This window comes from Allobosea sp. 01N443, assembly GCF_056399325.1.
Genome location: NZ_JBFTRC010000182.1, coordinates 1 through 12,151, shown reverse-complemented (window position 1 = coordinate 12,151; position 12,151 = coordinate 1). Strand labels below are relative to the sequence as shown.

The following is a 12,151-nucleotide window of genomic DNA, read 5'->3' as shown; positions in this document are numbered from 1 at the left end:
GGCCTGGGAGGATTATGGCGAGGTCATCCTCTGCGACAGCCTGGAGGAACTGGCCGAAGAATCCGACCGGATCGCCTCCGAGCATGTCCAGGTCATGACCGCGGACCCGCAATATTTCCAGGATCGCCTGAAGAATTACGGCTCGCTCTTCCTCGGCGTGCGCACCACCGTGTCCTATGGCGACAAGGTCATCGGCACGAACCATACGCTGCCGACCAAGAAGGCGGCGCGCTATACCGGCGGGCTCTGGGTCGGGAAATTCCTGAAGACCTGCACCTATCAGCGCATCGCGACCGACGAGGCCTCGGTCCTGATCGGCGAAGCCTGCTCGCGGCTCTGCATCATGGAAGGCTTCGTCGGCCATGCCGAACAGGCCAATATTCGCGTCCGCCGCTTCGGCGGGCGCAACATCCCMTACGGCGCCGCGGCCGAATAGCCCCGATGCTCTCCTTCATCATCAGGCGCATCGTCGCGACCATCCCGGTGATGGCCTTCGTCGCCCTCTTCGTCTTCTCGCTGCTCTATATCGCGCCGGGCGATCCCGCCGCCGTGATCGCCGGCGACCAGGCCTCGCCGGCCGAGGTCGAGCGCATCCGGCAGAGCCTCGGCCTCGACCGGCCCTATCTGATCCGCTTCGGCGAATGGGCTTGGCGCGTCGTGCAGGGCGATCTCGGCACCTCGATCTTCACGGCGCGGCCGGTCACGCTGCTGATCGCGCAGGGGCTACACGCCGCTCGCGGAGGGTGTCTGGCCCTGGCTGAGCAACCTGATCCTGCCGGCGCTTGCGCTCGGCTTCGTCTATATCGCGCTGATCGCCCGCATCACCCGGGCGACGATGCTCGAAGTGCTGCAGCAGGATTATATCCGCACCGCCCGCTCCAAGGGCGTCAGCCATCGCAATGTCCTGTTCCTGCACGCGCTGAAGAACGCCGCCGTGCCGGTGATCACRGTCATCGGCGTCGGCATCGCGCTCCTGATCGGCGGCGCGGTCGTCACCGAGAGCGTCTTTGCCATTCCCGGTCTCGGCCGGCTGACCGTCGATGCGATCCTGCAGCGCGACTATCCCGTCATCCAGGGCGTCATCCTGATGTTCAGCTTCGTCTATGTGCTGGTGAACCTGCTGATCGACCTCGCCTACACCATCGTCGACCCGAGGATACGCTATTGACCGCGCTCACCGGCACCGAGGCGGGCGGGGCCCGGCTCGTCGCGAGACCCTCGCGGCTGCAGCGTCTCCTGCGCTATCTCGGCCGGCACCCGTCCGTCGCGGTCGGCGGCGGGCTGCTGCTTGCCATGGTCGCGATCGCCGTGCTGGCGCCGCTGCTCTGGACGGTCGACCCGACCCAGATCTCGCCGGCGCGGCGGACCCGGATGCCCTCGGAGCAATTCTGGTTCGGCACCGACATGCTCGGGCGCGACGTCTATTCGCGCGTCGTCTATGGCGCCCGCGTCTCGCTCGTCGTCGGGTTTGCGGTCGCGGCGCTCGCCTCGCTGGCGGGCCTGGCGATCGGCGTCCTCGCCGGTTTCGTGCGCAAGGCCGATGGCGTCATCATGCGCGCCATCGACGGCATGATGTCGATCCCGCCGATCCTGCTCGCCATCGCCCTGATGGCGCTGACGCGCGGCTCGGTCGGCAATGTCGTCCTGGCGATCACGCTGGCGGAAATTCCCCGCGTTGCCAGACTCGTACGCGGCGTCGTTCTCTCGCTGCGCGAACAGCCCTATGTCGAGGCTGCCGTCGCCAGTGGCGCCAGGGCGCCGCGGATCATCATCCGGCACATCATCCCCAACACCATGGCGCCGATGCTGGTGCAAGCGACCTATATCTGCGCCAGCGCGATGATCATCGAGGCGATCCTGTCCTTCATCGGGGCCGGCATCCCGCCTGCGACGCCGTCCTGGGGCAACATCATGGCCGAAGGCCGGGCGCTCTGGCAGGTCAGGCCGCATATCGTGCTGTTTCCCGCGATCTTTCTCTCGATCACGGTCCTGGCGGTCAACCTGCTCGGCGACGGCCTGCGCGACTCGCTCGATCCGCGCATCGCCAAGAGCCTGTGAGGGGAACGCGAACCCAATGATCCGGACGGGGCCCCGGATCGGCTCCGGCCCTGACCGCAAGCATTGCCGGCAATCCAACAATAAAGGGGAAGGACATTCATGCGCGTTGCACTGGCCAGCTTTGAATTCGAGGGCAACACGCTCTCCCAGCAGATCAACGGGCGCGACAGCTTCGCCCGAAAGGTCCTTGTCGAAGGCGAGGCCGTACTGCCTGCGATCGAGGGACGCGACCTTGCCGTCACCGGCGCGCTCGAGGCGCTGCGCAAGGAGGGGCTGGAGATCGTTCCCGTGCTCGTCGCCCATGGCGGTTCCGGCGGCGTCGTCGAGGGCGCCTTCTACCGCGAGACCTTCGAGGCCATCGTCGCCGGCATCCTGAGAGAGCCGGTGGACGGCGTTTTCCTCGCCCTGCACGGGGCGATGATCTGCGAKGGCGAGACCGATCCCGAGGGCGCCCTGCTCGCGGCGCTGCGCGCGGCGCTCGGCCCCGGCATCAAGATTGCCGTGAGCCTCGACCTGCACGCCCATGTCACGCCGCGCATGGCCGGGAATGCCGATATCCTCGTCGGCTACGAAACCTATCCCCATGTCGATGCCCATGGCACCGGGCGGCGCGCGGCCGAACTGCTGGCGGGCGCGCTGCATGGCCGCATCCGGCCCGTGACCCGGCTCCGGCGCATCGACGCGCTCCTGCCCGTCGCCGGCGGCTCGACCCATGGCGATGCGCCGATGGCGGAGCTGCGCCAGCTGGCGCGCCGGATCGAGGCGGACGGGCGCGCGCTCGCTGCGAGCTATTTTCCGGTCCAGCCCTGGCTCGATATCGACGGTCTCGGGATCGCAGGCGTCGCCGTGACCGATGCCGACCCGGCAGCTGCCACCGCGGTGGCCGGCGAGATCGTGCAGGCGATGTGGGACCGTCGCCGCGCCTTCGAGATCCCCTGCCTGTCTCCCGACGAGGCCGTCGCTGAGGCCGTCGCCCGTCCCGAGCGGGTGCTGATCTCGGATGCGCCCGACTGCGTCGGCGGCGGCGCGCMCGGCGATGCGCCGGCCGTGCTGGCGGCCCTGCTGCGCGCCGGGCTCGATGTGGAGGCGGCCGTGCTGGTCGTCGATCCCGCTGCGGCGGCAAAGGCCTTCGCGCTCGGCGTCGGCCAGCCGATCCGCCCCGCGATCGGCTCCGCGCTCGACCCGCGCTTCCATCCGCCGGTTGCGGTCGAGGCGGTGGTCGAGAGCCTGCATGACGGCCATTTCACCTATTCCGCCGGCATCAGCGCCGGCACGCCCGGCCAGATGGGACCGACCGCGGTGCTCCGGGCCGGCCGGCTCCGCATCGTCGTGCCGACCCACGCGACCTACGAATATGCGGACGAGCAATACCGGGCCGCGGGCATCGACATAAGCGACTGCAAGATCGTGGTTTTCAAGAACCCGATGAATTTTCGCACCCTGCTCGATGCCGGGACCTCCTGGGTCATGGTCGGCGGCGCGGGCCCGACGAACCCCAACCTCGCCAGCATCGACTGGCACGTCAAGCAGCGCCCGTTCTGGCCCTGCGACGACCAGGCGCAACCCGTTTTCATGGAGATGAGCCGTGACTGACCCCCTGCTTTCCTGGCCGGCGCCGACGCGCAGCCGCAACCGCCCGCCGATCGAGCCGCGCTTCGCCGAAGGCACGGCCTGGATCGACGGCAGGATCGTGCCGGTGGCGGAAGCCACCCTGCCGCTGCTCGACTGGGGCTTTCTGCGCTCGGATGCCTGCCAGGAGACGATCTCGGCCTGGGACGGGCTGCTGTTTCGCCTCGACGACCATCTCGATCGGTTCTGGCGCTCGCTGGAGCGCCTGCGCATGACCTCGCCGCTCAGCCGCGAGGAGATCCACAGCGCGGTCCACGCCCTGATCGCGACCGCCGGCTTCGACAACGCCTATGTGCAGATCATCRTGACGCGCGGCCGGCCGCCGATCGGCAGCCGCGACATCCGGCTCTGCACCCAGCGTTTCCAGGCCTTCTGCATCCCCTATGTCTGGATCGCGACGCCCGAGGTGCAGCAGCGCGGCCTGCATCTCCATGTCGGCAGCCGGCATCGCGTGCCGGCGAACTCCGTCGACCCGATGGTCAAGCACTACCACTGGCTCGATTTCGAGCTCGGCCTGCTGGAGGCCTTCGACCACGGCGCCGAGACCGTCGTGCTGACCGACGGCCAGGGCCATGTCCTGGAGGGTCCGGGTTTCAATATCTTCATCCGCAGGGGCGAGACGCTGCTGACCCCGCGCAGCGGCATGCTCGACGGCATGACCCGACGCACCGTGATGGAGCTTTGCGCCGAGCTCGGCATCACGGTCGAGGCCACCGACGTGCCGGTCGCCGCGCTGCTCGAGGCCGACGAGATCTTCCTGACGACGACCGCCGGCGGCGTGCTTCCGGTCACCTCGGTCGGCACCAGGGCCATCCGCAACGGACCGGGCCCGTTCACCGCCCGGATCCACGCCGCCTACTGGCAACGCCGCGCCGATGGCTGGCTCGGTGAACCCGTCGACTACGTCGTCCCCGCCCCTTCTGCCTCGGAGTAGGACCTGCCATGTTCAACAGACGTCAGTTCATCGCCACGGCCGGCGCCGCCGCGCTTGCCCGCCCCGCCATCGCCCAGGGCACGGCGGCGCGCACGCTGAAATTCATCCCGGAAACCAACCTCGCGATCCTGGACCCGATCGTGACCACGGCGGCGGTCTCGACCACACATGGCTATTGCGTGTTCGACAATCTCTTTGCCGTCGACGACCAGTTGCGGCCGCAGCCGCAGATGGCGGCCGGCGCCACGGTCTCCGACGATGGCAGGACCTATGAGATCAAACTGCGCGACGGCCTGAAATTCCATGACGGCGAGCCGGTGCGGGCGCGCGACTGCGTTGCCAGCCTGAAGCGCTGGAGCATGCGCGACAGTTTTGGCCAGGCGCTCGGCGCGGTCGTCGACGACTGGCAATCGGTCGATGACAAGACGATCCGCGTGCGGCTGAAGCGGCCCTTCCCGCAATTCCTGCGCGCGCTCGGCAAGCCGCATTCCTCGGCCGCCTTCATCATGCCGGAGCGGATCGCCAGTTCCGACCCGATGGCGCCGGTCAAGGAGATGGTGGGATCGGGGCCGTTCCGCTTCGTCGCCAACGAGTTCGTGCCGGGCTCGCGCATGGTCTACGAGAAATTCGAGGGCTATGTGCCGCGCCAGGAGCCGGCCAACTGGACGTCGGGCGGCAAGCGCGTGAATTTCGACCGCGTCGAATGGCATGTCATCACCGACCCGGCGACGGCGGCCGGCGCCCTGCAGCGCGGCGAGGTCGATTGGTGGGAACGCCCCCTGCCCGACCTGATGTCGACGCTGACCTCGAACAAGGAGATCGCGACCAGCACGCTCGACCCTTACGGCCTGATCCTCGGGATGCGCTTCAACCATCAGCAGGCACCGTTCAACAATCCGGCACTGCGGCGGGCCATTCTCTCGGCCGTGACGCAGGATGACTACATGCAGACGGTGATGGCCGGCGATACCGGCAGCTTCCGCACCTGCCAGGCGATGTTCCCCTGCGGGTTGCCGGGGGTGAAGGAGCTCGGCGCCGAGATCATGAAGCAGCCGCCCGATCTGAAGGCGGCCAGGGCGGCGATCGCGGCCTCCGGCTACAAGGGCGAGAAGATCGTCATGCTTCACGCCGCCGATCATCCGCTCATCGCCCCGCTCGGCGACATCACGGCCGATCTGCTGAAGAAGCTCGGCCTGAATGTCGACGTGCAGACGATGGACTGGGGCACCGTCGTCCAGCGGCGCACCTCGAAGGAGCCAGTGGAGCGCGGCGGCTGGAGCATTTTCCACACGAACTGGCCCGGCTCCTCCGTCACCAACCCGGCGGAAAACCTCTATATCCGCGGGGCCGGCGCGTCCGGCTGGTTTGGCTGGCATGACAGCCCGGAGATGGAGACGCTGACGGCGCAATGGCTGGCCAGCACCGACGAGGCCCAGGCGCAAAAGCTGCTGGACGATGTCCAGCGCAGCGCGCTCACCACCGTGCCTGTCGCGCCGCTCGGCCAGATCATCCCAAAAACCGCCTATCGCCGCAACCTGCAGGGCATCCTGACGGCCTCCTCCCCCCTGTTCTGGAACGTCCGCCGGGGCTGACATTCGGTCCGCAGCCACAGCAAACCCGCCGGAGCGATCCGGCGGGTTTTGGCATCAGGTCCGGCTGGGGCTGGTCAGGCCGCGCTTCACCCTGTCCGCTCGGCGCCAGCACCGGCTGGATCTGCTCGACGCGCAGTCCCAACCCATTTGAGACCCATGGAGATCGGCGTCGGGTGGTCGGAGTTTGCCCTTTCCCGACATCCAGGGAGTCTGCTTTCGGGCTGCCCGGTTGGCGCGCCGGCCGATGGGCAAAAGTGGCCCAGCCTCTACCTTCGGAATGTCTGCAATTGGGTAAGGCCGGCGTGCCTGGAATCGATGAGGAGAGTGCTGGCAGGTTGTCGCAGGATGCCTCAGCGCTGCAGGCAGCGGCCGCCCGGTGTTCGGTCTTGCCAGACTGCGCGACCTGCCCGACCTGGAAGGGCTCGAGGATGCGGGCCTGCTCTCGAAGGATATGCTCCTAGCCGAAGAAATTTCGACGAGCGGCTCTGACGACAGGGAGGGCGACGCAGAACGCGACGACTGCTCTCTTGATGACTGGAATTCAGCGGGTGGAACTGACGGCGTCACGAATTGGACGCGCAAATCCTTGCCTCGAGAAGCGCGGTCATGGCTTCTGCCCCTGGCGTCGGCGCAGCATCGCCAGCGGCAGAAGGCGGCGGCTGCGCAGCTTCGGATCAAGCGCCTCGTTGAGGCTGTCGCCGACAAGGTTCGCAGCGAGCACGAAGAGGGATAGCGCGACCGCGGGACCGATAATCAGATAGGGTGCGCGGGTGAGGAAGCCCTTCGCCTCGTTCAGCATCTGCCCCCATTCCGGCATCGGCGGCTGCACGCCGAGGCCGAGATAGCTAAGCGAGGACGCGCCGATCACGAATCCGGGGAGCGTGATGGTCGCCTTGACGATCACCGGAGCGGAAATGTTGTGCAGCACGTGTCGAACCAGGATGTCGGACCAGCTTGCGCCAGCGGCGATCGCCGCCTCGATATAGAGTTCCTGTCGGACAGAGAGAGCGGCGCTGCGCGCGATGCGGATGAAGTTCGGGAGCTGCGACAGTCCAAGCGCGATCACCACGCCCCTTTCCGACGGACCAACCACGACCACGATCACGATGGCGATCATGATCGTCGGAAAGATCAGCATCATGTCGGTCAGGCGCATCACGATCGCGTCGGCGAGACCTCCGCTATAGCCGACGACCATGCCGATCGGCACGCCGAGCAGCAACGAGAACAGCAGCGCAGCCGTCGTGATCTGCAAAGTCACGCGCGTCGCAAGGATCACGCGTGCCAGCGTGTCCCGCCCGAACTGGTCCGTTCCGAACCAATGACTGGCGGATGGCGGCAACAGCCCCGCCGTCAGGTTGGTTTCCAGCGGGTCGGACGGAACGATCCACGGCGCGAGAATCGCGACGAGGTAGAACAGGGCCAGGATCACGCCGAAGAAAAGGCCGACGCGATCGCGGGCATAGTGCCTGAACAGATTCATGTGCCACGTGCCCGGTGCGGCGAGGCTGTCCGATCAATCATGGGCTAGCCTCGGATCCGCCCAGCGGTAGAGCAGGTCGACGATCAGATTCACCAGCACGAACATCATCGCGAAGACGAAGATGCAGCCCTGGGTCAGTGGAAGATCGCGCGTGAGGATCGAATCGACCATGAGCCGGCCAAGGCCGGGCCAGTTGAAGATCGATTCTGCGACTGCGGCGCCGCCGAGCATGCTGCCGAGGCCAAGGCCGAAAAAGGTGATGATCGGCAGCAATGCATTGCGCAGTGCATGCTTGAAGACGATCGTGCGCTCGGGGACGCCTTTGGAGCGCGCGGTCACGATGAAATCGCGCTGCAATGCATCGATCATGCAGGCGCGGACCATGCGCGTGAAGCCCGCCGCTTGCGCAAAACCAAGCGTCAACACCGGCATGACGTAGTGACGCCAGGTGGTCATGCCGCCGATCGGCAGCCAGCGCAGATAGACCCCGAAAAAATAGATCGCGACGATCCCCGACACGAAGATCGGCGTACAGATGCCGATGAGCGAGACGAGCGACACGCCTCTGTCGATCGGCCGGCTCCAGTACATGGCGGAGAGCGAGCCGAGGACGAGGCTGATCGTCGTCGCGAAAAGCATCGCCCAGGCAGCCAGGAGAGCGGTGTTCAACAGGCGCGGACCGACGATCGCGAGCACAGGCTGACGCGAGAAGTTCGAAACGCCGAAATCTCCCGTCAGCACCTTGCCCATGTAGGCGACATATTGCGCGCCAAGCGGTTGATCGAGCCCGTAGGCCGTGCGGATGCTCGCGACCAGCTCTTCCGGCGCGCTGTCGCCGGCGATCAAGCGCGCGGGATCGCCGGGGATCGCATGGAACAAGCAAAACAGAAACGTCAACAAAAGGAGCCCGGCAACGATCATGAAGACCAGTCGGCTGGCGATCATCTTCATCATGCGCAGTCAGGCTCCCGGCACGCCGCCGGCGCGAGCATTGGAGGAAGAGCGGCTTTCATGAGCGTCAGCGGTTGATCCCCTGGCGCTTGCGCTCGGCTTGATCGATCCAGGCGAAGGTCCCGTCATAAACATTCGACGGCAGATAGACGCCACCATGCACATAGCTGCGCGTCGCGTCGGTCAGGTTGAGCGTCGGCAGGTAGATGACCGGCRCGAGCTTCAGAAGTTCGGCCATCCATTGCCGCACAATTTCGGCGCGCTTCGCGGGATCGCTCTCCACATGCGCCGCCTCCGCCAGCCTGTCCGTCTCCGGATTGGAGAAGAACATGCGATTGGCGCCGGCCGGCTTCCACGCCTTGGTATGCGTCATATACATCATCGGCTCGTCTGGATCGGCCGTCGGCACGGTCCAGGACAATACGGCGAGATCGTATTTCGCATCTTTCGGACCGACAGAGAGCGCAGCGCTGAACGTCGCACTCTCCAGGATCGTGAGCTCGGTCTTGACGCCAAGCTTCTCGAGGAACGTCTTCACGAGCTGCGCGATTTCGTAGTCGCCCGTTCCAGCCTTCCGGCCATAAAGCTTGAGCGACAGCGTCTTGCCCTGTGCGTCCTCGACGAAGCCGTCGCCATTTCGATCCTCGTATCCGGCCTCCTTCAGCATCGCCCGCGCCCTGGCGAGATCAAACGGGAAGATCGTGTCCTTGCCGGGCTCGCGCATATCGGCGAAGCCGAACACGCCGGGCGATAATGTCGGAGCCTGCGATAACGTGGCACCGGTGCCTGCGAAAACGGACTGCACGATGCCGGCCTTGTCGACGGCGATGTTGAGCGCCTGCCGCACCTTGGGATCGTCGAGCGGCTTCACCAGATTGTTGATKACGACATAATGCTGCTGCAGGCTCGGCATGGTCCGTAGCGCGATGCTCTTGTCCTTGGCCAGCCGCTGAATGTCGAAATTCGGAATGCCCGGGGCGCGGTCGATCTCGCCGCTCTCCAGCATCGCGAGGCGCGTCGTCACATCCGGTACGAAGAGGATGCGGATGCTGTCGAGATAAGGTTTGCCCTTCTGCCAGTACTTGTCGTTCTTCTTGAAGAGCGCGTATTCGCCCTTCGCATATCCGGTGTTGATGAAGGGGCCTGTGCCGATGATGTTGCTGCCGAGGCCCTCCTCCCCCTTGGCCTTGTAGGCAGTCGGGCTAAAGATGCACATCGTGCGGTAAGCGAGATTGGGAATAAGCGCTGCCGACGGCGCCGACATCTGGAACGACACCTGACCGTCATTGTCGGCGACGACTTTCTGCAATCCCTCGAGCAGGCTGACATAAAGGAATTTCTTAGCGAGTGCTTCGTTGAAGACGAAGGCGACCGCCTCGGCGTTAAACGGTGCGCCGTCGTGGAACTGCACGCCCGGCCGCAGCTTGAACGTCACGGTCTTCTTGTCTTCGGACGTTGTCCAGCTCTCAGCCAGCACTGGCTTGATCTGACGATCGGCTGTCAGCTCGACCAGCGTCTCGCAGGCGTTCAAGTAAACGTCCATGCCGCCGGCGTCCGTGTTGCGGCCGGGGAACATCGTCTTGTCGAGCTGTCCAGCGAGCACGAGTTCGCCGCCATATTGCGGCTTGGCCTCCTGCGCGGCGGCAGGCACCGACAGCGCGGCGCCCAGGGCGATCGACGCAGCAAGCAGGCTTTTGCACCGGGCTTTCATCATGCTCTCCTCCCTCGTTCCTCTTCGCCGCATCCTGCGCGCGCCGTTGGCCGCGGCAGGTTTTGGCTCAATACATGCGCGCCTTGTCGAGCACGTTGATCATCTTCTCCGTCTGGCCGGCGACGTAGTGGCCGAGATTCTCGATGAAGATGTCGACGATCTTGCCGTTCTCGCTCGGCGCGGTGCTGGCYGAGTGCGGGGATATCAGCACGTTCGGCATCGACCAGAGCGGCGATCCCGGCGGAAGCGGTTCGACCGCGGCGACGTCCAGGCCGGCGAACGCGATCCGCCCGCTCGACAACGCCGCGATCAGCGCCGCCTCATCGACAACCTGGCCGCGCGCGATGTTGATCAGAACGGCGCCGGGTTTCATCGCGGCGAACGCCATGCGATCGAGCATGCGTTCGGTCTGCGGCGTATGCGGCGTGCAGAGAACGACATAGTCCGCGCTGGCGAGCGCCTTGTGCAGGTCCGGCTGGCCGTAGATATCCGTCGTGAACAATTCGGCGCTCCGCGCTGGCGACGGATTGTTGACGACCGCTGTCACYGACATGTCGAACGCACGCGCGAGCGCGGCGATGCGGGCGCCGACCTTACCGGCGCCGACGATCGCAACCGTCTTGCCGGAGAGCTCTCCGCCGCAATAGCGCTCCCAGCGATGTGCTTGCTGATCGCGCTGCAGGCGCGGCAGATCCTTCACATGGCCAAGCATCACGAGAAATGCGAACTCCGCCAGCGCGTCAGCATGGACGCCGCGAGCCGTGGTCACGATCAGGTCGGTCGGCGCAAGCCCGAAGCTATGGACTTGCTGTCCCACCCCCGAGCTGGTCGTCTGCACCCAGCGCACGTTCGGCGCGAGCGCAAGGCCTCGCTCATCCTCCGCGCCGGTTGGAAAATCCCAGAGGATCGTCGCGCGTCCGAGCGCCTCACGCCAGCGGCGCTCCTGCGCCCCGGTACGCCGGAAGCTGTCGCGTCCCTTGTGATCGCCGACATAGCGCGTCATTGGCAGCAGATCGGGCGCGAAGATGATGTCGACGCCGGCGGGTGCCGCCGCGCGCATGCGCTCGACATGCTCGCTCTCCAGCGGCGAGGTGATGAACGCGATATGCGCGGGCGACGACGTCATGGCGCGCGGACTTTGGTTGATGGCATGCGGCGACCCCGGCGCGCCGGTCTGATTGTCGGACAGATCCAGGCGGCGGACATGACTATCATGAGAATTTTTCACATTTCAAGAGGACGCCCTTCTGCCGTTAGGGCTGACAGCTCGCCCTGAAGCCAGCGCCGGAAGGCGAGGATTTTCGGTTCGGACCGGCGCAGCGGGCTGCACATGAAGAAGTAGCCTTGCTCGCGGCGCAGGATATGGGGTGACGCGATAACGAGGTCGCCGTTCTCCAACTCCCGCCGAATCAGGAACCGCGGCAGCAGGGCAAAGCCGATGCCGACCACGGCCGCCTCGATCACCATGAAGAAATGCTCGAAGCCGAGGCCAGCGGGCGTCGGCGTCGGCAGATGAAGGTTCTCGAACCATTCAGGCCAGGCCTCGATCCGGGTAGTGTGGCGAATGAGCTGTTCGGGCCGAAGCGCCCCGGGATCGATCGCCGTGCGGCCCTCGAGCAGCCGCGGCGCGCAGACAATCACCAGTTCTTCGTCCAGTATCCGATAGGTTTTGACGCCCGGCCAGTCGCCATTTCCATAGCGGATGCCGACATCAACGGCGTCGAGGGCGAAATCGATCGCCTGCTCACCGACGACGATGTCGACCTGCATGTCCGGATGCTGCGCCTTGAATG

10 protein-coding genes and 1 pseudogene are annotated in these 12,151 nt (G+C 65.8%); 6 read left to right on the top strand and 5 right to left on the bottom strand.

The annotated features are described in order from the left end of the window. The 6 genes and pseudogenes from AC1DRP_RS29590 to AC1DRP_RS29565 form a co-directional block, all read left to right on the top strand. Positions 1-436, top strand: a 436-nt coding sequence (locus AC1DRP_RS29590) for a histidinol dehydrogenase (protein WP_476770347.1), incomplete at its 5' end; no start/stop codon positions are given. Positions 437-441: 5 nt separating this feature from the next. Next, a pseudogene (locus AC1DRP_RS29585) lies at positions 442-1,168 on the top strand (ABC transporter permease). Beyond that, on the top strand, positions 1,165-2,058 hold the full coding sequence (locus AC1DRP_RS29580; protein WP_476770346.1) for an ABC transporter permease: 894 nt from the start codon (positions 1,165-1,167) through the stop codon (positions 2,056-2,058). Before AC1DRP_RS29585 ends, AC1DRP_RS29580 begins: the two are co-directional and overlap by 4 nt. A 99-nt stretch (positions 2,059-2,157) precedes the next feature. Further along, complete coding sequence (locus tag AC1DRP_RS29575; RefSeq protein ID WP_476770345.1) at positions 2,158-3,651, top strand: M81 family metallopeptidase; 1,494 nt, start codon at positions 2,158-2,160, stop codon at positions 3,649-3,651. Beyond that, complete coding sequence (locus tag AC1DRP_RS29570) at positions 3,644-4,621, top strand: aminotransferase class IV (protein WP_476770344.1); 978 nt, start codon at positions 3,644-3,646, stop codon at positions 4,619-4,621. Before AC1DRP_RS29575 ends, AC1DRP_RS29570 begins: the two co-directional genes overlap by 8 nt. A gap of 8 nt (positions 4,622-4,629) precedes the next feature. Further along, positions 4,630-6,213, top strand: coding sequence for an ABC transporter substrate-binding protein (locus AC1DRP_RS29565; protein WP_476770343.1), 1,584 nt, complete (start codon positions 4,630-4,632; stop codon positions 6,211-6,213). A 604-nt stretch (positions 6,214-6,817) separates the two neighbouring features. On the opposite strand, the gene AC1DRP_RS29560 is transcribed toward AC1DRP_RS29565, so the two are convergent. From AC1DRP_RS29560 to AC1DRP_RS29540, 5 genes are all read right to left on the bottom strand, one after another. Then, positions 6,818-7,696: an ABC transporter permease gene (locus tag AC1DRP_RS29560; protein ID WP_476770342.1), complete on the bottom strand. Its 879-nt coding sequence runs from the start codon at positions 7,694-7,696 to the stop codon at positions 6,818-6,820. A gap of 33 nt (positions 7,697-7,729) precedes the next feature. Then, positions 7,730-8,650 (bottom strand): ABC transporter permease, encoded by a 921-nt coding sequence (locus AC1DRP_RS29555; RefSeq protein ID WP_441493664.1) that lies wholly within the window; start codon positions 8,648-8,650, stop codon positions 7,730-7,732. A gap of 64 nt (positions 8,651-8,714) precedes the next feature. Beyond that, positions 8,715-10,361 carry an ABC transporter substrate-binding protein gene (locus tag AC1DRP_RS29550; RefSeq protein WP_476770341.1) on the bottom strand — a complete coding sequence of 549 codons (1,647 nt, stop codon included), beginning with the start codon at positions 10,359-10,361 and terminating at the stop codon, positions 8,715-8,717. A gap of 64 nt (positions 10,362-10,425) precedes the next feature. Continuing rightward, positions 10,426-11,484, bottom strand: coding sequence for a D-2-hydroxyacid dehydrogenase (locus AC1DRP_RS29545; protein ID WP_441493666.1), 1,059 nt, complete (start codon positions 11,482-11,484; stop codon positions 10,426-10,428). Positions 11,485-11,582: 98 nt separating this feature from the next. After that, the coding region (locus AC1DRP_RS29540; protein WP_476770340.1) for a LysR substrate-binding domain-containing protein at positions 11,583-12,151 on the bottom strand (569 nt) is incomplete at its 5' end.